Source organism: Bacillus sp. EB106-04-04-XG123, assembly GCF_058791855.1.
In genome coordinates this window covers 670618-696512 of record NZ_JBYTDZ010000002.1, presented here as the reverse complement: position 1 = coordinate 696512, position 25895 = coordinate 670618, and the positions used below count along the sequence as shown (strand labels likewise).

The following is a 25895-nucleotide window of genomic DNA, read 5'->3' as shown; positions in this document are numbered from 1 at the left end:
CTTTTTCTATATAAATTGTTCACTATTTCACAAAAACATGACAACGTTCCAATTAATGAGCTTACTTTAAAGTGTACAGCACGTTTAGTTATAGGTAAAATACATATATCGAATAGTAATTATTCCTTTTGTCTATAGGAAGGATGAAGCATGTGGACATTAGACATTTAACATATTTCTTAGAAGTGGCAAGATTAAAGAGCTTCACGAAAGCATCGCAGTCCCTTTACGTATCACAGCCGACCATTTCCAAGATGGTCAAAAACTTGGAGGATGAGCTGGGGGTGCAGTTGTTTTACCGAAATGGACGGCAGGTTGAAATGACAGATGCCGGCCAAACCATGTATACACAGGCGAGTGAAATCACGCAGTCATTTCAGAATTTAACGAGCGAATTAAATGATTTAATGAATGTGAAAAAAGGGCATATCCGAATCGGACTGCCCCCGATGATTGGGTCAAGTTTCTTCCCGAATGTCATGGGAGAATTCCGCCAGCAATATCCAGATGTCACATTTCAATTGGTCGAGCACGGCTCCATTAAAGTAGAGGAAGGGGTCGAGGATGGGTCGTTAGATATTGGTGTCATTGTTCTGCCTGCAAATGATAAAATTTTTCATACGTACACCATTATTAAAGAGAACATGAAGCTCGTGACGCATCCATCCCATCCGATGGCCGGTCGTGAGGAGGTACATTTAGCTGATTTAAGGGAAGAGTCGTTTATATTCTTTAGAGAAGATTTTGTTCTGCACAGCCGGATTTTAAATGAATGTATGAATGCGGGATTCCGGCCAAATGTCATTTATGAAACGTCTCAGTGGGATTTCATTAGTGAAATGGTAGCTGAAAACTTAGGGATTGGACTTCTGCCAGAACGAATCTGCCGTGATCTTGATCCTGAAAAGGTAAAGGTCATTTCCCTAAACCCATCAATCCCGTGGCATTTAGGTGTCATTTGGCGAAAAGACCGCTATTTGTCGTTTGCGGCAAGAGAATGGTTAAAGCATACGAAATCTTACGTGTGGGATGCAGAGTAAAAGGAGGACGATACAGATGAAAACAAGCCGCGCGTCTCATTTATTGGAGAAGGTTCGAGAGGAAAATCCACTCGTCCATAATATCACGAATCAAGTCGTGACGAATTTCACAGCGAATGGACTGCTTGCTTTAGGTGCTTCGCCAGTCATGGCAAACGCCAAAGAAGAAGTGGCTGAAATGGCGCAATTAGCGGATGCACTTGTGCTTAATATTGGCACACTGACCAATGAGACGGTGGAAGCCATGATTCTCGCTGGACAAGCCGCCAATGAAAAAGGTGTACCTGTTTTGTTAGATCCTGTCGGCGTCGGTGCGACAACGTTTCGAGCGAATGCGGCTAAACAGCTGTTAGAGAAAGTAAAAATGACCGTTGTCCGAGGGAATGCTGCTGAGGTGGCTCATTTACTTGGAGTGGATGGCTGGGAGTCAAAAGGCGTTGATGCGAAAGCGGCGAATGGAGATGTATCGGCATTAGCCAAACAAGCGTCCATTGTACTTCAGACAATAGTGGTGATCACAGGAAAAGTCGATGTGGTGTCAGATGGAAATGAGGTGCTGTCCATTCATAATGGACATGAATGGCTCACCAAGGTGACGGGAACCGGCTGTTTGCTGACATCTATCATAGGAGCATTTTGTGCAGTAGGTGAACGGCCGCTTCATGCGTCGGCCGCTGCATTGCTGTTTTATGGTGTGGCAGCTGAAAAGGCAGCTCTGCACACAAAGGATAAAGGACCGGGAACCTTTCAAATGGAATTGTTAAACGCACTAACACACACAACCGGCGATGATGTGCTGACATTAGGGAAATTAGGGGGAGTTTCACATGACAAAGGCTGATCAACAGCAAATCAAACAGCAATTATCGGTTTATTTTATTATGGGAACAGCAAATTCAACGAGACAGCCGCTTGATGTTGTGAACGAGGCCATTCAAGGCGGAATCACCATGTTTCAATTTCGTGAAAAGGGTGAAAACGCCTTGCAGGCTGAAGAGAAGAAACAATTGGCTCGTCAAATTCAAGCGCTTTGCCAAGAAGCAAATGTTCCTTTTATTGTGAATGATGATGTACAGCTAGCGATTGATCTTGATGCAGATGGCGTTCATGTTGGACAGGAAGACGCAAACGCACAAGACGTCAGACAAAGGATCGGGAATAAAATATTAGGCGTGTCGACGCATAACTTAGATGAAGTGAAACAAGCCATGAAAGACGGAGCAGATTATGTCGGGATGGGCCCAGTCTATCCAACGGAAACGAAAAAGGATACACGCAGTGTCCAGGGGGTGTCTTTGATTACTGAAGTCCGCCGTCATGGCCTTCAAATTCCGATTGTGGGTATCGGAGGGATCACATACGACAACGCTGCACCAGTCATACAAGCTGGAGCAGATGGTGTAAGCATCATTAGTGCTATTAGCCAGAGCGCCGATCCAAAAAAAGCAGCAGAAAAGCTGAAATCACTTGTTGAAGCAGAAAAAGCATCTCTTTGATCTGAGGGAGACATGGATTGAATCAATTCATGTCTTTTCTTATGTCGGGGAAAATAGACAGGCGAGAAACAATTGTGTACAATTATATAGTTCGAATGTTTTCGAAATGACAGGTAAATAAAGGAGAATGAACATGGAAGTGCTCGATACGTATTTTCGCCGATACGATGAAGCAGGAAAAGGGCAGGAGCAACTGGATGAATTGCTGGCATTGTTTTCTGACGATGTCATGATTGTCTTAAATGGCGCCCGGAGGCCTGGAATCCAAGCATTCACACAATTTTTGAACACATTTTTCCACGTACATGATGACATTAAGCATATGTGGGATGGATGGATTAAAAGAGAAGATGGAAAGTATGAAACAAACTGGGCCGTGTGCGGAAAGCTTTCAGATGGCCGTGTCTATACAGCAGAAGGAATTGATATCGCAGAGCTGGACGACCATGGGAAGATCGTTTATTTAGAAAACGTTCCGAAAAACCCAGAGTTATTCCAGCGCTATTAAAAAGCCGGCTGAGCAGCCGGCTTTTTTATTTGTCTAAAGAATAGGCCTCGATGGCTTCTTGAACAGAAGTTTCTTCATCAAAAATAAGGTGGCGGCTGTACACTTCACTCAAGTGTAGTGATTTTTGCTCTAAGTGATCGACAAGCTCAAAAATATCTAGAATGGCTGCTAATTTTATGTTAGTTTGGCCACCTTCTGCATTATCATAGGTTTCCTCTGGGAAGCCTTGTTTGACTATTTCCTTCACTTGCAGTTGGTTCTTAGCTTTTACCAAGACGATTCGTTCTTCAAAGATTTTATCGGGAATACTGCTTGGTGATGAGATGGATTCGAATAATAATTTTGCAGAATAAATCCTTTGCATACGTCATCCCACTTCTTTCGTGTCGATTTAAATAATTTCCAGTATGTGTATAACATGATAACATAGGAATGACATCTTGCAGGGAATTCATAACGATAAATAGATTCATTACGAGGAGGGATAGAGATGAAGAATGTGGTTGATAACAGAGGGGAAGTTCATGAAATTCTGTTAATCCTCATTACATGCTGCTCTCTCATCACGTTTAGAAGGGTTGCCAGATTAGAGAAGTATAAAAATAAGTTGAAAAGCCAATTTATACCTTACTGAGATTTGAACAGAAGAACACAAAAAAAGCCGGCTGAGCAGCCGGCTTTTCCTTATGAATCAGTATCCATATGCATGCCTGTATGTGCCTTTACTTGAATTTCCGTAAAGGTGTCTTCATCTGCTTTTTCAGACGAGAATATCGTGCCTAAGTATGCGGCAAGGAATCCGAGTGGAATCGAGATAATCCCAGGGTTCGACAGCGGGATGAGCGGCTCTCCTGTGAAGATGGCTGCTCCTGATGGGTCCCAGACGCTTGGGCTGAGCGAGACGATAATCAGTGCGCTCAGAAGGCCTGTTAAGCTTCCGGCGATGGCACCCGTAGAGTTAAATCGTTTCCAAAAAACAGTGAAGATAATCAAAGGTAAATTCGCACTCGCTGCGACTGCGAAGGCAAGAGACACAAGAAAAGCGACGTTTAAGGACTGGGCAAATAATGCAAGAATGATGGAGAGGATCGCCACGCCGATTGAAGCAAAGCGTGCTGCCTTCACCTGCTCCCGCTCACTCGCTTTTCCTTTGCGGATAATCTGACTATAAAAGTCATGGGCAAAAGCTGACGCGGCGGATAAAACAAGACCAGTCACCACTGCCAATATGGTCGCAAAGGCGATAGCGGAAACAAAGGCAAATAATAAATCTCCTCCAAGGGCTTGTGCCAGAAGAGGTGCGGCCATATTTCCGGCTGCATCTGCTGCTGTTATCGCTTCTGTTCCAACAAAGGCAGCAGCACCAAAGCCAAGGAAAACCGTCATTAAATAAAAAATCCCGATGATCCAAGTAGCAGAAAGAACCGATTTTCGCGCAGAAATCGCATCCTTTACTGTATAAAAACGAATCAAAATGTGCGGCAGACCTGCTGTCCCAAGCACTAAGGCGAGGTTAAGAGACAAGGTTTCTAAAGGCACATCATATTTATTTCCCGGGTGAAGAAACGATTCACCAAGCGGGGTTGCAGTTTTCATCTGTTCAAACATCTTTAGCAGACTAAAATCAAACTTTGCAAACACAAGCAGAGAAATAATGAGCGTCCCAAGCATGAGAAGCACAGCCTTGGTGATCTGTACCCAGCTGGTCGCAATCATGCCGCCAAACACGACATAAATGGTCATCAGGACACCCACGATCAGCACTGCGATCCAGTAATCAATGCCAAGAAGCAGCTTGATTAACGCACCTGCTCCAACAAGCTGTGCAATCATATAAAAAGTAGAGACTGTAATGGTATTAAAGGCGGCAACCCCTCGAATTGCAGGGCGCTTAAATCGTGCAGCGATCATGTCTGCCATCGTATATTTCCCTAGATTTCGTAGCGGTTCAGCCACAACGTAAAGAACGACAAGATACGCTACTAGAAAACCAATGCTATAGAAAAAGCCGTCAAATCCGTTTAACGCGATCATTCCAGCAATCCCTAAAAAGGATGCAGCAGACATATAGTCGCCAGCAATGGCAAGGCCGTTTTGAAACCCAGTCAGGCCCCCTCCTGCAGTGTAAAAATCACTCGCATTGCTTGTTTTTTTCGCAGCAAAATATGTGATGACCAATGTGAGACCTACGATCGCTACGAACAAAATAAAAGCGGTCATGCTCATTCGTCATCACCTCTTGATTCAGTTTTTAAAGCGCTTACATAATTGTCGAACTTAGCTGCTTTTTTTGCGTAAAGTCCACATAAAACCCAGGTCATGACAAATTGTGTGAGGGCGAATAACCAAGCCCATGAGATCGCGCCAATTGCCGGCGTGTTCAAAAAGGTAAAGTAGGATGTAGCGACCGGAAGTGAAAAGTAAAAGAGAAAAAAGAAAATCGTCATCGGTACGATAAATCTGCGTTTTTCCTCAAGAAGTTTTCGAAAATCCTCTGAAGCGGCAACCTTCTTATAATGAACTTTTTTGTCTGCCATTGTTTCCTCCTTTGTACGAATTAGGGACAAGGTACTCCAATGCATATGAGACGATCTGGCTGTTTATGACAGTATATCATAAAAAAGGCACCCGAAAAGGGTGCTTTCTATCGATAATTTGCAAGAAATTGTTCTCTCGCTTTTTCATATGCTTCTGCGTCAAAATGATCTCCGCATTTATGAATACACCAAGGCTCTTCTTGTTTTGCAATTCCAACTTCATAGCCCTGCTGAGTGAATTCAAAGGACTGCGAGACATCATAAAAATGAAAGCCATCAAAGAGGTCCTCACGCCACCTCACATCGTATTGTGTTGCCATGAATAGACCATCAATAGCCGCAGCTTTGATATAATCTTGTACTTCGGGCTGCTGACGGCCTCTTTCAAAGGAAAGCAGCTGATAGGTGTCGTGGCGATATTCAATGACTTTTCCCCTGCAATCAGCACTCTCCCACCAAATTCCATTGTCAGGCACGTTTTCTGCTCCAATCACGCCAATCATGCCAAGTGATGGATTTTGTAAAAAAAGGGGGATGAGCTCAAGCAGCATATGCTGTTTGACAATCAAGGTATCCTGATGAAGATAAATTTTAAACTGAGCTGGATGAGTGATGGCTTCATTGTAGGCAGAGGTCATACTTGATGCCTGTCTGATTGGTAAGACCTCCACATGGTATCCATGAGGAGCCGGAAGCGAAGCGAGCTGCCGGAAGCAAGCCTGAAACATCGATTCATCATTTACACATAAAACAAACAGGATGGTCGGATTACTCATGAAATGGAACCGCCTCGACTACATATTGATAGGCTGTAGCGGCCTCGTGAAAATCAGAACGAATGCCGTGTTTCATGAGTAATTCATGTAGATCATTCAACACGCTTGCATAGGAAGGATGCTGTACGCGAATAGCCTCGAATTCGCGAATGCGAAAACCCGCTGAATGAAAGAGTGCATGTATTTCGTGGAGCGTGAAGAAGCGTAAATGGGTTTGATCCATTAACCCTGCATCTGTATAAGTAAATCTGCCGGCTAGTAATTCTAAAACCGTTGAAATGTGGCCGATATTTGGAATAGATGACAGGATGGCACCCTCTTTTTTAAGGAAGGGTTTCACCTTTTTTAAAACGGCCCAAGGGTCCAATAAATGCTCGAGGACATCTCCGAAAATAATGCAGTCAAATTGTTCATGGTCATAAGGGAGAGCCATCTGTTCAATATTTCCGCAGAGAACATGATCCAGCTCTTGCTCAGCCTCTTTTGCTGCGTCCTCAAATGACTCAATGCCATAGATGGTTCGGCCCTTTTGTTTCAGGACTTTTCCAAGCTTGCCTGTGCCGCATCCGATATCCAACAAAGACGTCCATTCCGCGCGAATACGACTGACGATGACCGGGTTTACCCCATGATAATACTGATCCTTTTTTTGGTGATAATACGAAAGGGAATCTGAACTCACGCTCTACCCACCTTTCTGCTTTCTCGTTGTTTTCATGGTTAATATATGGGTGGGCAGCTTGGTTTTATAACGAGAGAAGGACAATTTTCATGAATGCAACTAAAAAGGGATCATATAGAGAACGGGAAGTGGACTGTCCTCCTAATATAGAAAGACAGAACCCCATTGAGTGAAGGGATTGGTATGGAGAGGTGTTCAATTATTGTAGCGTATCGTCATGAAAGGATTTTCAAAAGGTCAATTGACAGGTCAGAACTTTTAGCCAAAGCAGTCTGAAAGACAAAGGATAACGGCGTTGATTTACGGTTTGTTTATCATCTTCTGATCACCGTTGGATGTTAAAAAAGCTTGTATTTCTTCGATGCCTAGTCCAATTTTTTTCGCTTCCTGAATCAAATAAACCCACTCTTCGTCAACTCTTCTTTTCACTTGCGTATCCATAATATCCTCCAGTTCAATAAGACATATTCACTGCAACCAATGACTTGAACAAACCGTCTAGTAACTGTACGTGTGGTTGAAAACAGCACAAAATAAATTTTTGTCGAAAAATGATGACATTTAACCTATTTTGTAAAACCTATCACCTACCACGTCCCTAAAAAAATGACTAAAAAACCCATAAATATTGAAATCTTACTTCTAATAATAAACAATTGTTATGTCAGTTGAAAGATTATAAATTAAAATAATGAAAAAGACCTAAAACATTTGACTCATATAAACCAATTGTGTTGACATTTGCCATCGAGTAGAACAAATTTCATCTTTGCAGGACGTACATATTGTTCGTTTGGGAAGTTCTTCTTAAGATGGTATTCTAAAAGAAACAGAAACCACCAAGAAGGAATGAAGAAAGACATGTATAGCCTTTTTCAAAAGTATCGAGAAGTTGTCATGTATCTTGTGATGGGTGTGTGTACAACCATTGTCAATATCGTCAGCTTCTATTTATTCGTTGAGATGTTTTCCATGGATTACAAAACAGCTACGGTTGTTTCATGGGTATTTGCTGTTCTCTTTGCTTATATCACCAATAAGAAGTATGTCTTCAAGCAAAAGGCTCGTGACACAAAAAGCCTCATGCGTGAGCTTTCTTCATTTTTTAGTGTCCGTCTCATGTCTCTAGGTGTAGATCTGGGGCTGATGATTTTATTTGTGAGCCAAATGGCGCTCAATGAAACCGTCGCAAAAATTCTCGTCAACTTTGTGATTGTGGTGGTCAATTATGTCGCCAGTAAATGGTTCGTCTTCAAGAAAACAAAAGAAGATGCGATTTAACACATAAAAAAAGATAGGTGATGTGAAATGAGCAGCAGGTCAGACGACTTATATGATGCCATATATCAACAAACAGAAAAGCAGCATGAACAAGTGCTGAGGCTAGTCAAAGAAATGACCGCACATCCAGAAGCGTTTTCGGAACAAGAAAAGGAAAAGATCAACCGAATGGACATTGCGCTTCAAACGGCAACTGACATTTTAGAAAACTTAATGACCCCTGATACGCAAATGACCATTGTTTTAAGACAAGGGAGAATTCATGTTGACCTGTCAAAAGCGTAAAAGAAGCAGCCAATGATAAAGCGGCTGCTTTTTATTATGCATCGCTTGTTTCCCGCATTTGCTTTGGAGACATGCCGATTTTCTTTCGAAAGACTTTATTCAAGTAATTCGCATTTCGGTAGCCGCACTGTATGGCAATTTCTTCAATCGAGTATTTCGTTGTTTTTAGTAATGTTTCCGCCTTCTCTAACCGGATATTGGTTAAGTAGTGAATAGGTGTGAAGCCAGTGGCCTTTTTGAATTCCCTTGTAAAATGACTTTTGGATAAACGTGCCGCAGCTGCCATATCGTCTGGGCCAATTTCCTCGTGAAAATGATGGCTGGCAAACAAGGCCGCTTGAACGATGGGCTCAGGCCATTTCTCCATTTGTCCCTCAAGCTTTGGCAAATATGAATACAGTTCCATGACAAATTGATAAGCAAGGCTAGACCCCTCAAATGGATTGGTAATCCGTCTTTCACTGGCTTCATCATAAATTTTCTTCAGCAGGCGGATCGGTTTGGAATTAGGATGAAAACGCATGACCTGCTTTCCTTGATCTATAAATTGGTCAAAGCAAAGATCGCAGGCGTCCCCATAAAGCGTCAAATAGAGAAATTCCCAATGCTCACTGTCTTCTGGAAAATAATATTGATAGGCACTTGGGCTTTTCACAAGAAAGGCCTGCCCTGGCAAGACTTTGAACCGCTTCTGTCCGATTTCAATCATGCCGTGTCCAGACAGTGTGAGCTGAAAGATGCACTTGCCCTGATCCTTCCGCTCCACGCCATTCCAGCTGTATAACGAAGATGATTGAACTTCCCAGCCAACAGACCATATTTGTGCCGGCAATGTAACATCAGAATGGTGAAAACGAAATGCAAATGCTTCCTTCTTCAAATTGGAAAACCTCCTTCACAGCAAAAAACAACCTTTTTCTATTTTGAATCATGGTACACCTCATATCACATCGTACCATTCACAGCAAAAAAAGGGTATTTTTTAACGATTTTTTTACCATTGAACTTACGCAGTTCAGGCAACTAAAATAAGAGTATCAGAAGAGAAAAGGGGAATGGATATGATCGATATGTTACGCACGGCATTTCACCAGCAATTTGGGGATAGAGAAGAAGAACTTCGCTATTTTTTTGCCCCAGGAAGAGTGAACTTGATTGGTGAACATACAGATTACAATGGAGGTCATGTATTCCCTTGTGCGCTCACTCTCGGTACATATGCAGCATGTGCCAAGCGGTCAGATGGCCGCGTGAGAATGTATTCTTTGAACTTTGATGGCGATGGTGTGAAAGAATTCGACCTTTTTGAAATCGCTTACTTGGAGTCGGACGGCTGGGCGAATTATCCGAAGGGCGTGTTCCATCAGTTTATCGAAGCAGGGATGAAGATAGAAGAAGGCTTTGACATTGTATACGGCGGCAATATTCCCAATGGCGCAGGGCTGTCTTCCTCTGCCTCCATCGAACTTGTCACCGCTGTCTTTATCAATGAATGGCATTCATTCGGCGTTTCAAGTGCCCGTCTTGCCCTCCTTTCGCAGCGTGCAGAAAATGAATTTATTGGTGTCAATTGCGGCATTATGGATCAGTTTTCAATCGCTCTTGGAAAAGAAGATCACGCCATCTTGCTTAATTGCGATACCCTTGATTTTGAATACAGTCCGTTTCGGCAAGAGGGGCTGGCGCTTGTCATTGCCAATACAAACAAAAAGCGGACACTGGCAGACTCCAAATACAATGAACGCCGGTCAGAGTGTCAATCAGCCTTAAACGATTTGAGAAAAGAAATCGACCTTGTCCACTTATGTGAGCTCACGGCTGATGAATTTGCCGAGCATGCCCACTTGATTCAGGATGAAACATGCCGCAAACGTGCAAGGCACGTGGTGACAGAAAACGACCGAACCATAAAAGCAGTCAAATTTCTGAAAGATGATAAAATGGAAGAAATAGGTGCGCTTATGAAGGCATCTCATCTCTCTTTAAAGAATGATTATGAAGTGACTGGATTTGAACTGGATACTCTGGCAGAAGCCGCTTGGATTCATCCTGGAACAATTGGCTCCCGTATGACGGGCGCGGGTTTTGGCGGCTGCACGATCAGTATTGTGAAAGAAAAGCAGCTGGCATCGTTTATAGAAGAAACGGGTGCGATTTATCAAGAGAAGACAGGTATTCAAGCCTCTTTTTACACAGCTGGAATTGGAGGCGGCGCAAGAGAACTCACGAAGGAGGAAGTGTAATGACGATTTTAGTGTGCGGGGGAGCAGGGTACATTGGCAGTCATGCTGTAGCGGCTCTTTTAGCGAAAGGTGAACAAGTAGTAGTAGTGGATAATTTGCAGACAGGCCACAAAGAAGCTGTTTTGGAGGGAGCTGTTTTAGAAGAGGGAGATTTACGAGATCAAGATTTTTTAAGACAGGTTTTCAAAACGCATCAAATAGAAGCGGTTATGCACTTTGCCGCAGATTCACTTGTAGGTGAGAGTGTAACAAACCCGCTAAAGTACTATGACAACAACGTTGGGGGAGCAACAGCTTTACTTCAGGTGATGAATGAATTTGATGTGAAACACATCGTTTTCTCTTCAACCGCAGCTGCGTATGGTGAACCAAAGCGTGTGCCGATCGTTGAAACGGATGAGACGAACCCAACCAATCCTTATGGAGAAACAAAACTTGCGATTGAAAAAATGCTGAAGTGGTCTGAGCAGGCATATGGAATGAAACACGTCGTGCTTCGCTACTTTAATGTAGCTGGCGCTCATACAGATGGACTTGTCGGAGAGGATCATCAGCCTGAGACACACCTCATTCCGATCATTCTGCAAGTGGCTTTAGGAAAACGAGATCAGATTATGATTTACGGTGATGATTATGAGACAGAGGACGGCACGTGTATTAGAGATTACATTCATGTCATGGATTTAGTAGAGGCGCACATCTTAGCAGTTGATCGTCTGCGTGCTGGAAAAGGAAGTGCAACATATAACTTAGGGAATGGCACAGGTTTCTCCGTGAAGCAGGTAGTAGATGCTGTAAGAAACGTCACGGGGCATGCGATTCCAGCACAGGTGGCTGACAGACGCGCGGGAGATCCAGCAAAGCTGATTGCTTCTTCTGAAAAAGCGCTGCAGGAATTAGGGTGGACACCTCAATATGCTGACCTTCACACCATTATTCAAAGTGCGTGGGATTGGTTTCAGAAGCATCCAGACGGTTACCAGAGTAAATAACGCGTAACAGGCAGGCAAGAGAGGGGACAGAGAGAATGGCGGTTGATATTTTTGAAAAACTGGAACAGCTGATTCAATACGGAGTTAATCAAGAGCTGATTACACCACTAGATATCGATTATACGAGAAATCGGCTGCTTGAGGTGCTTGGGCTGGATGAAGCTGAGGCAAGAACAGTCTCAGGGGATGCGGAACTTGAAGACATCTTAATGCCAATACTGGATTGGGCAGTAGAGACTGGCAATATCCCTGAGGGGACGGATACGTATCGCGATTTACTAGATGCGAAAATCATGGGATGCTTGGTGGCGCCTCCAAGTGTCATCTACGCGAAGTTTGAAGAGAAACGCCAGCATGAAGGGCCAGAGGCGGCTACAAGCTGGTTCTATGAAATGCAGCAGCACGCACACTATATTCATACTGGCAGAATCGCCAAAAATGTGCAGTGGTTTACACCAACAGATGATGGCGAGCTGGAGATCACAATTAATCTATCGAAGCCGGAAAAGGACCCAAAAGCAATCGCTGAAGCCAAAAAACTTAGTCAAAAGCAATATCCTCTTTGTCTGCTTTGTAAAGAAAACGTTGGGTTTGGGGGACGGATCAACCATCCAGCGAGACAGAATCACCGGATTATTCCTGTGACACTCACAGATGAATCTTGGTTTCTACAATTTTCACCTTATGTGTACTACAACGAGCACTGCATTGTGTTCAAAGGCGAACATGAGCCGATGAGTATCACCAAAAAGACCTTTGAACGATTGCTTTCTTTCATATATATATACCCGCATTATTTCATCGGATCGAACGCCGACCTTCCGATTGTCGGGGGCAGTATATTAAGTCATGACCATTTTCAGGGCGGTGCGCATGAATTTCCGATGGCGAAGGCGAAGCTTGAAGATGCTTTTTCTCTGAGTGCCTTTCCGAATGTGAGGGCCGGGATTGTGAAATGGCCGATGTCTGTGATCCGCCTTCGAAGCAGCGATAGGCAGATGCTTGCAGACGCCGCTGACTTTATCTTAAACGAGTGGAAAATGTATTCAGATGAAGAAGTGGAGCTGCTAGCTCATACAGGAGAGACGCCGCATAATACCATTACACCAATTGCACGCCGACATGGAGATGACTATGAATTAGATCTAGTGCTGCGTAATAATCGTACAAACAAGCAGCACCCGGACGGAATTTTCCATCCGCATGAAGAAGTCCATCATATTAAAAAAGAGAATATCGGATTAATTGAAGTGATGGGTCTTGCAGTTCTTCCTGGTAGATTAGCAGAGGAATTAAACCAATTAAAAGAAGCGCTGTTATCCCAAAACCCCCTTGAAGAAATCAAAGCCCGTTCTGCTATCACGAAACACGAAGCATGGGCAAAGCGTCTGCTTGAAGAGAACACCTTTACAGAGGAGAATACAGAAGCCATTTTACAAAAAGAAGTCGGCATGATTTTTTCTCGAATTCTCTCACAGGCGGGTGTGTTTAAAAGAACCGAGCAAGGGAAAACAGCTTTTAAACGTTTCATTCATACACTCATATAGGCAGGTGATTAGATGATTGAACAAGTAAGAACAATAATGGAAGAAAAACAGCTCGACGGTGTCTTAATTCACAAGCGAAATAACTTCTCCTGGCTGACAGGAGGAAGAAGAAATCATATCGTGTTAAATACACCAGAGGGCGTGTGCAAGCTGCTTGTGTTAAAAGACGACATCGTCCTCATTGTGAATCAAATGGAAGAAAAGCGGATCATTGAAGAAGAGATGGCGTATATCGATCACCCATTTCAAGTGGTGACGATGGATTGGTTTGAGGATGATACGGCACACATTCAAACACTCACAAAAGACAAACGAATCGGGTCAGACATTCAAATGGATGGATTCGAATCGGTTGAGCCGGATTTGTCGCAAGTTCGATCCATTCTTTCTGCATCACAGCTCCGCCAGTATGAAACGCTTTGTCATGAAACAGCGGTCATTGTAGAGAGTGTCTGTAAAGAAATCGTTCCAGGACAGACGGAGCACCAAATCGCTTCGCTTGCGGCTCAAAAAGCGATCGCGCAGGGAATGACGATTGAAGTGTTGCTTGTAGCAACAGATGACCGGATTCATCAATACCGTCATCCAATTCCAACAGATAAAAAACTTCAAAAGCATGCGCTTGTTGTCCTTTGCGCTGAACGGCATGGACTCGTGGCGAATGTCACAAGGTCTGTTTACTTCGGTCAGCTTCCACAGGAGCTTGAAGAGAACAAAGAGCGGCTTGCACGAATTGACACGGTCATGAATGCCGCTACGCGCCCCGGTAAGACTTTGGGAGACGTGTTGAAAGCAGGTATTGCTCAGTATGAAAAAGAGGGCTTCCCTGAAAGCTGGAAAAAGCTTCATCAAGGAGGGAAAACGGGCTTTGTATCTAGAGAAATGATTGCAGTGCCTTCATCGAAGGAAGAAATTCAGCTGCAGCAAGTGTTTACATGGAACCCTTCATTGCCTGGATTGAAATCAGAGGATACGATGGTCGTAGAGAAAGAGGGGAACCGCTTTTTAACCTATACAGGCAAGTGGACATACATTGACGTTGAACATGAAGGGGACATCTATAGGCGCCCTGATATTTTAGTAAGAGATGAATAATTGCAGAATGCCGGCGCTGAGCCGGTTTTTTGCTGGAAGTCATTAAGTGGGATTCCACATATTCAACATGATTACCAATTCTTACAGCGTATAGTCAGAGGATCGATACTTTCTTTTCTTATCAACTTGCGTTAAAATAAGTAAGGTTTTTGTTAAATGTGGGGATACCTATTTCGAAATTGTTTACCTAGATAAAATTTCATTAAGTTAAATTGAAATTTGACCAAACTTTTTTATTGTGGTAAACCTAAATTTGACAAAGTTCTTGATTGTTTGTCCTTTGCCTTCAACTCTCAACTTTTCAAAATCCTAGAAATTTATTGTGTGTGCAATAATATAAATTTATGTCGAATTTATGACATTTTAAAAGAAATCTGTTGAAAAATAAATGAACTTTTGAAAAAAGGGAAGCTAACTCTAACAGATTTTGATAGCATTACAAAGGGAAGAAAAGTTTTCGAAGGCAGATGGCTTTTCACAATTATTCAGCAATTTATACATTATCTAAGGAAGGATGGTGATCTTCTTGTTCAGAGCCATTAAACCTATGCTTTTATTAGCGATGCTCGTGAGTGTTTTTGTATTAGGAGGTTGCAGCAATATCGCTGTTTTAGATCCTAAAGGACCAGTCGCAGCACAACAAAAAGACTTAATCCTTTTATCGATCGGATTTATGCTCTTTATCGTTGGTGCGGTATTTGTAATGTTTACCATCATTTTGGTTAAATACCGTGAGCGTAAGGACGTTGGAAACGCCTCTTATAACCCAGAACTACACGGGAACACGCTTCTAGAAGTTGTCTGGACAGTGATCCCAATATTAATCGTTGCTGCCCTTTCAGTTCCAACTGTAAAAACAATTTACTCTTTGGAAGAGGCACCTCAAGCAACAAGCCATAAAGATCCTCTTGTCGTTTATGCGACAGCTGTTGATTGGAAATGGATCTTTAGCTATCCAGAGGAAAATATTGAGACAGTGAACTACTTAAACATTCCAAAAGATCAGCCGGTCTTATTCAAAATCACTTCCGCTGATACAATGGCATCACTATGGATTCCTCAGCTAGGCGGGGAGAAGTATGCGATGGCTGGAATGGAGATGGAACAATACCTTCAAGCTGATCAAGTTGGCACATATCAAGGAAGAAACGCCAACTTCACAGGCGAGGGCTTTGCTCAGCAAAAATTCAAAGTCAATGCGATGACGCAGTCTGACTATGATAAATGGGTAAATAAAACAAAGAAAGAAGCACCAAAGTTAACGAAGAAAACGTATGACTACTTGATGCTTCCTGATGCTGCAGATGTGCAGACATTCTCATCAACACATTTATCCTTTGCGAAGCACGGAGAGGATTCTGAATATGCACTCCAAGCACGCAAACGTTTAGGTTACCAAGCAGTTTCTCCGCATTCAAAGACAGATCCTTTCGAGAATGTGAAGAACTATAAAAGAAAATTAGAAACAGAATAAACTGACTAAGGAAAGGAGGAGGCCGTTATGCATTTAAAATGGGATGAGTTTTTTGTAACTGGAGACCCATTAATTCTTGGTGCGCAAATTTCTATCGCTCTTACCTCCATTGCCATCGTGTTTGTTTTAACCTACTTTAAAAAGTGGAAATGGCTCTGGAAAGAATGGCTGACATCAGTTGATCATAAAAAGCTTGGTATCATGTATATCCTTGCTGCTGTGATTATGTTCTTCCGCGGTGGGGTAGACGGACTGATGATGCGCGCGCAGCTGGCGCTTCCTAATAATACGTTTTTAGATTCAAACCACTATAATGAAATCTTTACAACGCATGGTACGATCATGATTCTATTCATGGCGATGCCATTTTTAATTGGTTTAATCAACGTCGTTGTTCCTCTTCAAATTGGTGCACGTGACGTTGCATTCCCTTATTTGAACAACCTTAGCTTCTGGACATTCATGGTCGGAGCAATGCTGTTCAACATTTCCTTCGTTATTGGAGGATCACCAAGTGCAGGCTGGACGAGTTACATGCCGCTCGCCGGAAATGATTTCTCACCAGGACCTGGACAGAACTACTACTTGCTCGGGCTCCAAATTGCAGGTATTGGTACACTTATGACAGGTATTAACTTCATGGTGACCATCTTAAAAATGCGTACAAAAGGTATGACACTTATGCGTATGCCAATGTTTACATGGACAACATTGATTACGTCTGTCATCATCGTTTTTGCATTCCCTGTACTAACAGTTGCTTTAGCACTTATGACATTTGATCGTTTATTCGGTTCTGCATTCTTTACACTCGAAGCAGGCGGTATGCCGATGCTTTGGGCGAACCTATTCTGGATTTGGGGACATCCTGAGGTATATATTGTTATCCTGCCGGCTTTCGGTATTTTCTCAGAAATTTTTGCGACGTTCTCAAGAAAGCAGTTGTTTGGTTACAAAGCGATGGTTGTCTCGATTGTGGCAATCTCTGTTCTTAGTTTCCTTGTGTGGGTTCACCACTTCTTTACAATGGGGAACAGTGCAGCGGTTAACTCATTCTTCTCGATTACAACAATGGCGATTTCTGTACCAACAGGTGTGAAAATCTTTAACTGGCTCTTTACGATGTATCGAGGCCGTATCAGCTTTACATCACCAATGCTTTGGGCACTTGGTTTCATCCCGAACTTCGTAATCGGTGGTGTAACTGGGGTTATGCTTGCGATGGCAGCTGCGGATTACCAGTACCATAACACGTACTTCCTTGTATCCCACTTCCACTATGTATTAATCGCAGGTACTGTATTTGCTTGTTTTGCTGGTCTTGTTTTCTGGTATCCAAAAATGTTTGGTTACAAGTTAAACGAAAGAATCGGCAAATGGTTCTTCTGGGTATTCATGATCGGATTTAACATCTGTTTCTTCCCGCAGTACTTCTTAGGACTGCAAGGAATGCCAAGACGTATTTATACGTATGGACCAGAAGATGGCTGGACTGCACTAAACTTTATTTCAACAATTGGTGCATTTATGATGGGTATCGGATTCATCATCCTTTGCTACAACATTTACTACAGCTGGAGACACGCAAAACGTGAAGTGTCTGGAGACAGCTGGGGAGAAGGGCGTACACTTGACTGGGCGACATCTTCTGCAATTCCGCCGCATTATAACTTTGCAGCACTTCCAGAAGTGACAACACCAGATGCATTCCATCATTGGAAGCAAAACAATGTAGACGTTCATCCTGAAAAAGAATTCAAGAAAATTCACATGCCGCACAATTCAGGCAGACCGCTGATCATGTCTGCATTCTTTGGACTTGGTGCATTCGGTCTTGTATTTGAATGGTACTGGATTGGCGTTATTGGCTTAATCGGTGTATTCGCAACGATGATTTTACGTTCATTCGAATATGACGATGGCTACTATATTCCTGTTGAAGAAGTAATCGAAACAGAGAAAAAGAATAAGGAGGCGCAGAAGTAATGGGACATAATGATAGCAGCTATGCAAATGCACCGCTTGAATATCGTTCTGAAACCGGACGTTTAAACATTCTTGGTTTCTGGATATTCCTTGGCGCGGAAATCGTGTTATTCTCAACACTTTTTGCGACCTACTTTGTTCTACATGGCAGAACAGCTGGTGGCGTTTTACCAGCTGAGCTGTTTGATATGAAACTTGTATTGATCATGACATTCCTGCTATTGGTTAGTTCATTTACATGCGGGATTGCCGTTCATGAAATGCGCCGTGGAAGTACAAAAGGGGTTGTCATCTGGACGATTCTCACACTGCTTCTAGGTGCAGGCTTCGTTGGATTTGAGATTTTTGAGTTCTTCCATTATGTACATGAGGGTGCGAGCATCCATACAAGTGCGTACTGGTCTGCATTCTTTGTACTCTTAGGAACTCACGGACTACACGTATCGATCGGTATCTTCTGGATTACCGGAATCTTGTTCCAAATTAAAAAACGTGGATTAACTCCACAAACAGCAGCGAAGATTTTCATCTCAAGTCTATACTGGCATTTCCTTGATGTTGTATGGATTTTCATCTTCACAGCTGTTTACTTGATCGGATTAGGGGGGCTTTTGTGATATGGCTGGAAAAACACATTCCTCAGCAGAGCACGAACACTTCCCTTGGAAACACGTAGTTGGCTTCATTCTATCCATTGTGCTGACAATCTTAGCATTCTGGATTGCCATTGGAGCTGAAATTGGCAGTTCCGCAAAACTATGGATTATCTTTGGTTTTGCGTTCATTCAAGCATTCTTGCAGCTGTTCATGTTTATGCACATGACAGAGAGCGAGAACGGAACTGTTCAAGTCGGAAATACTTTGTTTGGTCTGTTCTGTGCGATTATCTTCGTCATCGGATCTGTTTGGATCTTTGCGGCTCACTACAGCCACGGAGAGAACAGTAAAGACGGTTATTCACCGTCTGCACCAAAGCAGTCTGAGCATTCAGAGAAATAATAAAAAAACCACTCATCTCTTGAAGGTGAGTGGTTTTTATCATGATAGTGATAACGCTTCCAATAGTTGGGCGATATCTATCTGCTGCTGAATCTTTTACGAATGAATGGAAGTCCGTAGATGAGGAACGCTGCAATGTGAGCCAAAATCACGTTAATGGCAAAGAATGCGATCATGAAGGTATGTCCTGCTGGAGATAAACTGCTTGTCATGTAAAGACCGAAGAAAATCCACATAATCATAATGGGTGGAATAGATGCTAATGCAATCTTTCTGTTTTCCAGCCATAAAAACAGGGGTGTAGCCGTTGCAATACATAGGTACGCAAAGAACATATCCATCGTATCCAACTCCTTTGTAAGTTGATGTTCAAATCAAATGAGAGGTCAGGATGCAATTGTGTCTGTTTTTAGGAGATATTGTGAACATTTTGTTACAGGTATTATACCACAATTGACTTTGAAGTAAACGTAATAATTGGAAAATGGGCCTTATTCCATACAAAATGGTTTTATTCCTCATTCCTCAGTGCAGCTATCTCATCTGATGTTTACTTGTCATATCGCCACATAGGTCATTGAATTTTCCCCTTAAAATCTGTAAAATAAACTTTTTAAAGGACTTGAGATCGGTTGAATGAAAAGTGTATAGAGGAATTTTTTCCTATTGTTAGGATGAAAAGTATTTCATTTTTTGAAAATTGAATGGAACCTTTCGGATGTATCTTCCGTCATATTTAAGGTGAGTTGATTTTGTGAAAATTTCAATCTAATATAAACAAGGGCTTTTATGTTTTGTAATAAGGGTGGTTAGTTCATGAACAAGCAGAATACATCTCCTTACTATCAAGGAGATTTGATTTTTATATTTTTAGCCTTCTTTGCCATCAGTGTCATTGCGATTTATGCTGCGGGTCAATTTGGGCAGTATGGATCTAATGCATGGACGAGGCAGATCATATACTATATGGTCGGAGTTATATGTATTGTTGCTATTAATTATTTTGACTTAGAGCAATTAGAGAAACTGAGCTTATATATATTTATAGGCGGCATTATGCTGTTAATTCTTCTTAAAGTCGCTCCTGCACAAATCGGGGGTCATGATTTTGCTCCAATCAAAAATGGTGCAAAAAGCTGGTTTGTGTTACCTGGAATAGGGACATTTCAGCCTTCAGAGTTCATGAAAATTGGTTTGATTATGATGCTCGCATCTGTCATTGGAAAGTCTACACCTAGAGGAAAGCGGACATTAGAGGATGATATTTTCCTTCTATTAAAAATTGCTGGAGTGGCGGCTGTACCAGTTGGACTGATCTTCTTGCAGGATGCAGGGACTGCGGCTGTTTGTATGTTTATTGTTGTGGTGATGGTGTTTTTATCAGGGGTCAATTGGAAACTGATCTCACTCATCGGCTCAGTGGTTGTGCTTTTAGTTGCCTCTATTTTAGCCGTGATCATCTTATTCCCTGATTTTGCGAAAACAATAGGCATTCAGCAGTACCAGATCAACCGTATTACCGCTTGGCTGCCTGATAGTTCTTCGGCAGCCAACCAAGCACAGACGCAGGATGCATCTGGATCTGATAAATATCAAGTAGAGCAGGCGATTATGGCCATTGGGGCAGGGCAGATTTTTGGGAATGGCATTAAAAACTTAAAGGTCTATGTTCCTGAAGCACAAACGGATATGATTTTCTCCATTATAGGTGAAGCCTTTGGCTTTATCGGCTGTGCGTTTGTTGTGATCATGTTCTTCTTCTTGATCTACCGGCTGGTCGTACTGATTGACCGAATACATCCTTATAGCCGATTTGCGTCATTCTTCTGCGTCGGATATACAGCCTTGATTGTGATCCATACGTTCCAGAACATTGGAATGAACATAGGCGTGATGCCTGTAACAGGGATTCCGCTCTTATTTATCAGCTTTGGAGGAAGCTCTGTCTTGTCCGTTCTGATTGGATTCGGGATCGCCTATAACGCAAGCGTTCAATTAACCAAATATCAAAGTTATTTATTTAAATAAAACGGGTAAGGGCAGTCTAATTATAGGCTGTCTTTTTTTATTGCGAGTTTTAATTTTTGAAAAGCCCTATGTCTTTGTTTTATGATAGAAGAAGTCAAGGAGGTCTTCGAGTTGAACAAAACGATAGAAACCATATTAAATCATCGATCCATTCGTTCGTTTACAGACGAGCGTTTGACAGAAGAAGAGGTGCTGACACTGATCAAAAGTGCACAGGCTGCTTCAACATCAAGCTACGTACAGGCGTATAGTATTATTGGTGTAACAGATCAGGAGAAGAAGGCCAAGCTTGCTGAACTGGCTGGGAATCAGCCTTACGTTGAGAAGAATGGGCATTTCTTTGTCTTCTGTGCAGACTTGAAACGCCATGATCATATTGCAAAAAAAGCAGGGAAGAATCATCAGGAGGCGCTTGAGAATACAGAAGCCTTTCTCATTAGCGTCATCGATGCGGCATTGGCTGCACAAAATGTCAGTGTTGCCGCAGAATCAATGGGACTTGGAATCTGCTATATTGGCGGACTGCGTAACCAGCTGAGAGAAGTCTCTGAAGTGCTTGAAACGCCATCTTATGTGCTGCCATTATTCGGTCTGGCTGTTGGCCATCCAGCTAATCAGTCGTCTCAAAAGGAACGGCTGCCAGTTGAACTCATATATCATGAAAATTCATATCAGCAAGATGAAGCGTATGTGGATCGTTATTTAAAAGAATATGACGATCGTATTTCCGCATATTATGAAGCACGAACAAACGGCGAGAGAAAAGATACTTGGTCTGAGCAGATGCTGCGAGGCTTTAGCCAGCCAAAGCGTGCCTTCCTTGGAGAATTTGTGAAAGAGAAGGGCTTTAATCGAAAATAAATAAGAATCCCCCCTTTCTATTAAGAGAGGGGGATTTCTGTAAGAGGTGCAGCATGATGAAATTAAGTATACTGGATCAATCTCCTTTGATAGGAGGTGCTACGCCTGCTGAGGCTTTGAAGCAGACGGTTGAACTGGCGAAGCAGGCGGAAAAGTGGGGTTATCACCGTTTTTGGGTATCAGAGCATCATTTTTCAAATCGGCTTGCAGGATCAAGTCCAGAGGTGCTTCTAGGCCATTTATCAGCCGTTACGTCGCATATACGCATTGGCTCGGGCGGCGTCATGCTTCCCCACTATAGCGCCTATAAAGTAGCAGAGAACTTCAGGGTTCTCGAAGCGCTGGCTCCTGGCAGAATTGATCTTGGGATTGGACGTGCCCCTGGTGGTATGCCCATTTCATCTATTGCCCTTCATCATGGGGAGCGAAAGCGTTTAGGTGATCAATATCCTGAGCAAGTAGAAGAATTGAAGGTGTATTTACACGATTTAGCGGATGAATTTTACCCGCTGCCTCATTTGACTGCTTCTCCGAAGGTAGAGACCGCGCCAGAAGTTTGGATGCTCGGTTCCTCTGGAGGGAGTGCAAGGCTTGCGGCGAAAGCAGGTGCAGGCTACACGTTTGCTCTTTTTATTAATGGTGAAGGCGGAGAAGATTCTGTAGAGCAATATATCAATCGGTTTGAACCTTCAGTATTCGGTGATAAGCCGCGTGTCAGTCTGGCAGTCTTTGTTTTATGTGCTGAAACAGAGGAGCAGGCAGAAAAACTGGCTGTCAGCTTAGATTTATCTTTACTTGCCAATGAACAGGGGCTGAAGCTTGAGGGTTTTCCTTCATTTAAAGAGGCACAGGCGTATTCTTACAGTCCATATGAACAAAAACGAGTGGCTGCCAATCGTCAAAGGATGGTTGTTGGAACACCAGCATCTGTGAAAAAGCAGCTGACCACTCTCGCCAAGGCTTATCGGACAGATGAATTGATTGCTGTGACCATCACACATCACATGCAAGACCGGCTCACATCGTATCGTTTATTAAAAGAAGCCTTTGATGCATAACGTATGTATATTTATCGTCCACGCAGCCAGTAAAAGGGGAAAAGCAGCATCAGAGTGAGGAAGAAGGCGGCTGACACCAGCAGGCTGAGCGGGTAGATACAGGAAGCATAAACAGTCAGCTCGCATGCTTGATGAAAAGGACGAGGCTGCTTCGTATGTAAAAAAGTTAGTAAATAAACCAAGGTGATCGTCAGAAAAAAAGCAGTAAAAAAAGAAACGATCCATAGCCATATCAACATGAGTTTCTCTTTCCTCCATATATGATCGAAAAGCCTTGATGAGCTTATCCGCTCATACAAGGCTTTTCTTGTGATACACATTTATTCAGGGTAAATTTCGAAAGGTTCCTTCGTTTGTACGGTATCTGATTTTCCTTTCAAACTTGCATACGCAAGCATTGTATACTCACCAGCTTCAAGCTTCTGGCCTTGATTGATCGAGCCATTCCATTTTACGCGGTGCTCTCCTTTATCAACATGTTGATAAACACCAGCTTCACCTAAATACTCTCCATCTGTTGAGTAGACAAGGAATGCAAGGTTCTCAGCACCGCCAGGCAGGTAGCTGCTGATGACATAGCTTCCAGCACGGTTGTCAGGCTCTACGGAAACAGAAGTGACGCGCGGATAATCTGGCTCTTTCACAATCAATAAAGTAGGGATTTCCGTGACCTTTCTGCCATTTTCGCGAATGGTTATGCTGCCTTGGTACGTCCCTTTTTTGGTTTTTCCGTAATTCACCTGTACTGCGGAAGTAAAGGATCCAGTGGAATTCCCTTTGACGCTGATTTTTTTCGTTCCGTTTGTACTAATGCCGCTGCCATTGAATTTGTAATCAATGGTATACGTTTTCGGTGCTTTTGAAAGGTTTTCTACCTTGAATTTCTTCGTTTTGATTTGAACGCCTTTTTCCTTTAAGAAAGTGCCGTAAGAATAGCTCGCATCAGAAACGATAGAAGACGCTTGAAGTGATTCCATGATTCGAACGCTGCCTGTTCCTTGTGTGTTATGAGGGAATGGGCTGCCGTTTGCGTCAAACAGTTTTTCTGCTGTATTCATCAGTAATGCTTTGATTTGTCCAGTTGAGTACGATGGTTTTGCTTGTTTGATGATCGCTGCAACTCCTGCCACATGTGGAGATGCCATACTTGTTCCTTGCTTAGAACCATATCCGTAAGGCTGAGATGGATCATGCGTTGGGATCGTACTCACAATGCTGACGCCGGGTGCTGATAGATCAGGCTTAATCATCCACGTATCCACAACAGGTCCGCGGGACGAGAATTCAGCGACTTGCTCACTAAGTTCTTTGACAAATTGAATGGAGAAAGCCGTTGTATTGTTTCCAGCCTCAATGGCTTTGATAAGCGCTGTTCCTTCAGCTTTTGACAGCTTAATTGTAGGAAGTGCGAGACCTGGTACATCGACTGGGATTTCTCCATCGGCATTGTTATACATCACAACGCCGATTGCACCAGCTGCTTTTGCATTGTCGACTTTATCCACAAAAGCAATGGCACCACGTTCAATCACGGCCACCTTTCCTTTAACATCGATGTCTTCAAAGGCCTTTTCGTCACCGATTCCAGCTTGGACGAGTGTGACTTGTTTTTGGTCAAGCGCTTTTAAATCACTCTCTTGGTAGTAGCCCATGACTTTTGCAGTGGAATAGTTCGGGAATTTCACATTGTAAAGGCTGTACGGAAGCTGAGTTGCTCCGACAGAAATGGCATCTCTTGATGTGCCAGGTGAACCGACTGTCCAGTTGTTCGGACCGCTGTTTCCATTGGATGTAACAGCGACAACGTCTTCAGACATGGCCCAATCGAGAGCGATGCTCGTTGCATAATCAGGGTTATTGACACTGTTTCCAAGAGAGAGGTTCATGACATCTGCTCCGTCAGTAACCGCCCGGTCGATGCCTGCAAGAACGTTCTCAGTTGTTCCAGATCCACCTGGTCCAAGTACACGGTATGCAAGAAGTGTGGCATCCTTTGCGACACCTTTAATTTGTCCATTTGCCGCGATCGTTCCTGCGACGTGTGTGCCGTGATCTGTGGATTCACCTCTAGGATCTCCTTTAGGTGTCTCTTGCGGAGAATAATCATTATCAACAAAATCATAGCCTTTGTATAAACCGAAGTTTCCTTTTAAATCAGGGTGGGTATAGTCTACTCCAGTATCAATGACTGCGACTTTGACCCCTTTTCCAGAATAGCCGGCATCCCATGCTTTTGGTGCACCGATAAATGGAGCGCTCTTATCCATAAGCGGGGAGACATCTTCGTTTGGAAGCTGGATGCTTTCCTTTTTCACTTCATCGGTTTTATATGTAACATCCGGATAAACAGCTTTTACTCCATCAACTGCGAGCAGCTTCGGGATTTCGTTTGCAGGAAGTTTCATAGAGAAACCAGAGAAGACTTTTTCATATTCTTGACGAACACTCGCTTTATCTACCTCTTTGAGTGCTGCGTTCTTTACTTTTGTTCGAGATTTTTTGAGGGAGGCTTTTGTTTGTGCTTCGCCGTCTTGCTTAGCTTCAACTAAGGATTTTTCCTTTAATTCAACAATGACAGTGGTTTGTTTTTTCGAGTTGACATTGATTTCACCGAAGATTTCTGCTTTTTCTAGTTCCACCTTTTTGTTAGATGGAGCAGCAGCAGCCTGTTGACCGGTAAAGAATGTGGATAAAATAAAAATAGTGGAGAACAATAGAACAGAAGAACGAGATATGACCTTTTTCATTAATTTTCCCCTTTCTAGCTGTGTTTTTAGGGAGATAGCCTTTCTTTTTGTGGATAAATAGGAAAGATTCACTGCCCGTTATTAAGTATTCAATATGTTGAAAACAATTCCTTTACTAAAATGGTCTTATTTTACATAGTTACAAAGAACTATTTTGTTTATAAAGTCGCACTTATTCACAAATGTCTGTTGATAACTCGATTATTAAGATACATATATGGAAAATAAAAAATTTACATACACAAAATCTAGTGAGAGGG

At 42.8% G+C, this 25895-nt stretch carries 27 protein-coding genes; 17 read left to right on the top strand and 10 right to left on the bottom strand.

Annotated elements, in window-relative coordinates:
* The first annotated feature begins 152 nt into the window (after positions 1-152).
* The 4 genes from cidR (at position 153) to AC3WTB_RS08950 (ending at position 3044) form a co-directional block, all read left to right on the top strand.
* Positions 153-1040: a cidABC operon transcriptional activator CidR gene (cidR, locus tag AC3WTB_RS08965; protein ID WP_039182411.1), complete on the top strand. Its 888-nt coding sequence runs from the start codon at positions 153-155 to the stop codon at positions 1038-1040.
* Between the two features lie 16 nt (positions 1041-1056).
* Positions 1057-1881 (top strand): hydroxyethylthiazole kinase, encoded by an 825-nt coding sequence (gene thiM / locus AC3WTB_RS08960; RefSeq protein ID WP_492333607.1) that lies wholly within the window; start codon positions 1057-1059, stop codon positions 1879-1881.
* The gene (gene thiE, locus AC3WTB_RS08955; protein ID WP_492333606.1) at positions 1868-2536 is read left to right on the top strand and encodes a thiamine phosphate synthase; all 669 of its coding nucleotides are present in this window, start codon (positions 1868-1870) and stop codon (positions 2534-2536) included. The genes thiM and thiE overlap by 14 nt, the downstream gene beginning before the upstream one ends.
* A 133-nt stretch (positions 2537-2669) precedes the next feature.
* The gene (locus tag AC3WTB_RS08950) at positions 2670-3044 is read left to right on the top strand and encodes a nuclear transport factor 2 family protein (RefSeq protein WP_039182402.1); all 375 of its coding nucleotides are present in this window, start codon (positions 2670-2672) and stop codon (positions 3042-3044) included.
* Positions 3045-3069: 25 nt separating this feature from the next.
* On the opposite strand, the gene AC3WTB_RS08945 is transcribed toward AC3WTB_RS08950, so the two are convergent.
* The 6 genes from AC3WTB_RS08945 to AC3WTB_RS08920 form a co-directional block, all read right to left on the bottom strand.
* Positions 3070-3408 carry a DUF4288 domain-containing protein gene (locus AC3WTB_RS08945; protein ID WP_058838474.1) on the bottom strand — a complete coding sequence of 113 codons (339 nt, stop codon included), beginning with the start codon at positions 3406-3408 and terminating at the stop codon, positions 3070-3072.
* Positions 3409-3728: 320 nt separating this feature from the next.
* Positions 3729-5270, bottom strand: a complete 1542-nt coding sequence (locus AC3WTB_RS08940) for a solute symporter family protein (protein WP_024423846.1) — start codon at positions 5268-5270, stop codon at positions 3729-3731.
* The gene (locus AC3WTB_RS08935; protein WP_024423845.1) at positions 5267-5581 is read right to left on the bottom strand and encodes a DUF485 domain-containing protein; all 315 of its coding nucleotides are present in this window, start codon (positions 5579-5581) and stop codon (positions 5267-5269) included. Before AC3WTB_RS08935 ends, AC3WTB_RS08940 begins: the two co-directional genes overlap by 4 nt.
* 107 nt (positions 5582-5688) lie before the next feature.
* Positions 5689-6357: a glycosyltransferase family protein gene (locus tag AC3WTB_RS08930; RefSeq protein ID WP_268473527.1), complete on the bottom strand. Its 669-nt coding sequence runs from the start codon at positions 6355-6357 to the stop codon at positions 5689-5691.
* Positions 6350-7039, bottom strand: coding sequence for a class I SAM-dependent methyltransferase (locus tag AC3WTB_RS08925; RefSeq protein WP_492333605.1), 690 nt, complete (start codon positions 7037-7039; stop codon positions 6350-6352). Before AC3WTB_RS08925 ends, AC3WTB_RS08930 begins: the two co-directional genes overlap by 8 nt.
* A gap of 300 nt (positions 7040-7339) precedes the next feature.
* Complete coding sequence (locus tag AC3WTB_RS08920) at positions 7340-7480, bottom strand: anti-repressor SinI family protein (RefSeq protein ID WP_008345506.1); 141 nt, start codon at positions 7478-7480, stop codon at positions 7340-7342.
* 408 nt (positions 7481-7888) lie between these two features.
* Between AC3WTB_RS08920 and AC3WTB_RS08915 the strand changes: the two genes are divergently transcribed.
* Positions 7889-8320: a GtrA family protein gene (locus AC3WTB_RS08915; RefSeq protein ID WP_039182392.1), complete on the top strand. Its 432-nt coding sequence runs from the start codon at positions 7889-7891 to the stop codon at positions 8318-8320.
* 27 nt (positions 8321-8347) lie between these two features.
* The gene (locus tag AC3WTB_RS08910; RefSeq protein WP_039182389.1) at positions 8348-8605 is read left to right on the top strand and encodes a hypothetical protein; all 258 of its coding nucleotides are present in this window, start codon (positions 8348-8350) and stop codon (positions 8603-8605) included.
* Positions 8606-8639: 34 nt separating this feature from the next.
* On the opposite strand, the gene AC3WTB_RS08905 is transcribed toward AC3WTB_RS08910, so the two are convergent.
* Positions 8640-9485 carry an AraC family transcriptional regulator gene (locus AC3WTB_RS08905; protein ID WP_039182386.1) on the bottom strand — a complete coding sequence of 282 codons (846 nt, stop codon included), beginning with the start codon at positions 9483-9485 and terminating at the stop codon, positions 8640-8642.
* Positions 9486-9666: 181 nt separating this feature from the next.
* Between AC3WTB_RS08905 and AC3WTB_RS08900 the strand changes: the two genes are divergently transcribed.
* The 8 genes from AC3WTB_RS08900 to qoxD all read left to right on the top strand — a co-directional run bounded on the left by AC3WTB_RS08900 (position 9667) and on the right by qoxD (position 18941).
* Positions 9667-10848 (top strand): galactokinase, encoded by a 1182-nt coding sequence (locus tag AC3WTB_RS08900; RefSeq protein ID WP_492333604.1) that lies wholly within the window; start codon positions 9667-9669, stop codon positions 10846-10848.
* Positions 10848-11840: a UDP-glucose 4-epimerase GalE gene (gene galE / locus AC3WTB_RS08895; protein ID WP_126682474.1), complete on the top strand. Its 993-nt coding sequence runs from the start codon at positions 10848-10850 to the stop codon at positions 11838-11840. Before AC3WTB_RS08900 ends, galE begins: the two co-directional genes overlap by 1 nt.
* Before the next feature lie 35 nt (positions 11841-11875).
* On the top strand, positions 11876-13387 hold the full coding sequence (gene galT / locus AC3WTB_RS08890) for a UDP-glucose--hexose-1-phosphate uridylyltransferase (protein ID WP_059377214.1): 1512 nt from the start codon (positions 11876-11878) through the stop codon (positions 13385-13387).
* A gap of 12 nt (positions 13388-13399) precedes the next feature.
* Complete coding sequence (locus AC3WTB_RS08885) at positions 13400-14482, top strand: M24 family metallopeptidase (protein WP_492333603.1); 1083 nt, start codon at positions 13400-13402, stop codon at positions 14480-14482.
* A gap of 517 nt (positions 14483-14999) precedes the next feature.
* Positions 15000-15956: a cytochrome aa3 quinol oxidase subunit II gene (qoxA, locus tag AC3WTB_RS08880; protein WP_099663814.1), complete on the top strand. Its 957-nt coding sequence runs from the start codon at positions 15000-15002 to the stop codon at positions 15954-15956.
* 27 nt (positions 15957-15983) lie between these two features.
* Positions 15984-17942, top strand: coding sequence for a cytochrome aa3 quinol oxidase subunit I (gene qoxB / locus AC3WTB_RS08875; RefSeq protein WP_007497822.1), 1959 nt, complete (start codon positions 15984-15986; stop codon positions 17940-17942).
* Positions 17942-18559: a cytochrome aa3 quinol oxidase subunit III gene (qoxC, locus tag AC3WTB_RS08870; RefSeq protein ID WP_039182371.1), complete on the top strand. Its 618-nt coding sequence runs from the start codon at positions 17942-17944 to the stop codon at positions 18557-18559. Before qoxB ends, qoxC begins: the two co-directional genes overlap by 1 nt.
* Before the next feature lies 1 nt (position 18560).
* Positions 18561-18941 carry a cytochrome aa3 quinol oxidase subunit IV gene (qoxD, locus tag AC3WTB_RS08865; RefSeq protein ID WP_007497818.1) on the top strand — a complete coding sequence of 127 codons (381 nt, stop codon included), beginning with the start codon at positions 18561-18563 and terminating at the stop codon, positions 18939-18941.
* A gap of 77 nt (positions 18942-19018) precedes the next feature.
* On the opposite strand, the gene AC3WTB_RS08860 is transcribed toward qoxD, so the two are convergent.
* A complete protein-coding gene (locus AC3WTB_RS08860; protein ID WP_008345491.1) occupies positions 19019-19282 on the bottom strand; it encodes a spore morphogenesis/germination protein YwcE in 264 nt (87 codons plus the stop codon).
* A 475-nt stretch (positions 19283-19757) separates the two neighbouring features.
* Between AC3WTB_RS08860 and AC3WTB_RS08855 the strand changes: the two genes are divergently transcribed.
* The 3 genes from AC3WTB_RS08855 to AC3WTB_RS08845 all read left to right on the top strand — a co-directional run bounded on the left by AC3WTB_RS08855 (position 19758) and on the right by AC3WTB_RS08845 (position 22888).
* Positions 19758-20969 (top strand): FtsW/RodA/SpoVE family cell cycle protein, encoded by a 1212-nt coding sequence (locus AC3WTB_RS08855; protein WP_144516247.1) that lies wholly within the window; start codon positions 19758-19760, stop codon positions 20967-20969.
* Positions 20970-21080: 111 nt separating this feature from the next.
* The gene (gene nfsA / locus AC3WTB_RS08850) at positions 21081-21830 is read left to right on the top strand and encodes an oxygen-insensitive NADPH nitroreductase (RefSeq protein ID WP_151284907.1); all 750 of its coding nucleotides are present in this window, start codon (positions 21081-21083) and stop codon (positions 21828-21830) included.
* A gap of 53 nt (positions 21831-21883) precedes the next feature.
* Positions 21884-22888 carry an LLM class flavin-dependent oxidoreductase gene (locus AC3WTB_RS08845; protein WP_492333602.1) on the top strand — a complete coding sequence of 335 codons (1005 nt, stop codon included), beginning with the start codon at positions 21884-21886 and terminating at the stop codon, positions 22886-22888.
* A gap of 11 nt (positions 22889-22899) precedes the next feature.
* On the opposite strand, the gene AC3WTB_RS08840 is transcribed toward AC3WTB_RS08845, so the two are convergent.
* Positions 22900-23127 (bottom strand): hypothetical protein, encoded by a 228-nt coding sequence (locus AC3WTB_RS08840; RefSeq protein ID WP_268501924.1) that lies wholly within the window; start codon positions 23125-23127, stop codon positions 22900-22902.
* Positions 23128-23208: 81 nt separating this feature from the next.
* Positions 23209-25635, bottom strand: coding sequence for a S8 family peptidase (locus tag AC3WTB_RS08835; protein ID WP_492333601.1), 2427 nt, complete (start codon positions 25633-25635; stop codon positions 23209-23211).
* Between the last annotated feature and the right edge of the window lie 260 nt (positions 25636-25895).

Excerpts from the sequence above, each read along its gene's own strand:
- qoxB (WP_007497822.1), top strand. The coding sequence starts at position 15,984 with ATGCATTTAAAATGGGATGAGTTTTTTGTAACTGGAGACCCATTAATT.
- AC3WTB_RS08845 (WP_492333602.1), top strand. The coding sequence starts at position 21,884 with ATGATGAAATTAAGTATACTGGATCAATCTCCTTTGATAGGAGGTGCT.
- AC3WTB_RS08945 (WP_058838474.1), bottom strand. The coding sequence starts at position 3,408 with ATGCAAAGGATTTATTCTGCAAAATTATTATTCGAATCCATCTCATCA.
- qoxC (WP_039182371.1), top strand. The coding sequence starts at position 17,942 with ATGGGACATAATGATAGCAGCTATGCAAATGCACCGCTTGAATATCGT.
- qoxD (WP_007497818.1), top strand. The coding sequence starts at position 18,561 with ATGGCTGGAAAAACACATTCCTCAGCAGAGCACGAACACTTCCCTTGG.
- AC3WTB_RS08855 (WP_144516247.1), top strand. The coding sequence starts at position 19,758 with ATGAACAAGCAGAATACATCTCCTTACTATCAAGGAGATTTGATTTTT.
- galE (WP_126682474.1), top strand. The coding sequence starts at position 10,848 with ATGACGATTTTAGTGTGCGGGGGAGCAGGGTACATTGGCAGTCATGCT.
- AC3WTB_RS08885 (WP_492333603.1), top strand. The coding sequence starts at position 13,400 with ATGATTGAACAAGTAAGAACAATAATGGAAGAAAAACAGCTCGACGGT.
- thiE (WP_492333606.1), top strand. The coding sequence starts at position 1,868 with ATGACAAAGGCTGATCAACAGCAAATCAAACAGCAATTATCGGTTTAT.
- thiM (WP_492333607.1), top strand. The coding sequence starts at position 1,057 with ATGAAAACAAGCCGCGCGTCTCATTTATTGGAGAAGGTTCGAGAGGAA.
- AC3WTB_RS08935 (WP_024423845.1), bottom strand. The coding sequence starts at position 5,581 with ATGGCAGACAAAAAAGTTCATTATAAGAAGGTTGCCGCTTCAGAGGAT.
- AC3WTB_RS08840 (WP_268501924.1), bottom strand. The coding sequence starts at position 23,127 with ATGTTGATATGGCTATGGATCGTTTCTTTTTTTACTGCTTTTTTTCTG.
- AC3WTB_RS08860 (WP_008345491.1), bottom strand. The coding sequence starts at position 19,282 with ATGGATATGTTCTTTGCGTACCTATGTATTGCAACGGCTACACCCCTG.
- AC3WTB_RS08915 (WP_039182392.1), top strand. The coding sequence starts at position 7,889 with ATGAAGAAAGACATGTATAGCCTTTTTCAAAAGTATCGAGAAGTTGTC.
- AC3WTB_RS08920 (WP_008345506.1), bottom strand. The coding sequence starts at position 7,480 with ATGGATACGCAAGTGAAAAGAAGAGTTGACGAAGAGTGGGTTTATTTG.
- AC3WTB_RS08910 (WP_039182389.1), top strand. The coding sequence starts at position 8,348 with ATGAGCAGCAGGTCAGACGACTTATATGATGCCATATATCAACAAACA.
- AC3WTB_RS08900 (WP_492333604.1), top strand. The coding sequence starts at position 9,667 with ATGATCGATATGTTACGCACGGCATTTCACCAGCAATTTGGGGATAGA.
- AC3WTB_RS08835 (WP_492333601.1), bottom strand. The coding sequence starts at position 25,635 with ATGAAAAAGGTCATATCTCGTTCTTCTGTTCTATTGTTCTCCACTATT.
- AC3WTB_RS08950 (WP_039182402.1), top strand. The coding sequence starts at position 2,670 with ATGGAAGTGCTCGATACGTATTTTCGCCGATACGATGAAGCAGGAAAA.
- AC3WTB_RS08940 (WP_024423846.1), bottom strand. The coding sequence starts at position 5,270 with ATGAGCATGACCGCTTTTATTTTGTTCGTAGCGATCGTAGGTCTCACA.
- AC3WTB_RS08930 (WP_268473527.1), bottom strand. The coding sequence starts at position 6,357 with ATGAGTAATCCGACCATCCTGTTTGTTTTATGTGTAAATGATGAATCG.
- galT (WP_059377214.1), top strand. The coding sequence starts at position 11,876 with ATGGCGGTTGATATTTTTGAAAAACTGGAACAGCTGATTCAATACGGA.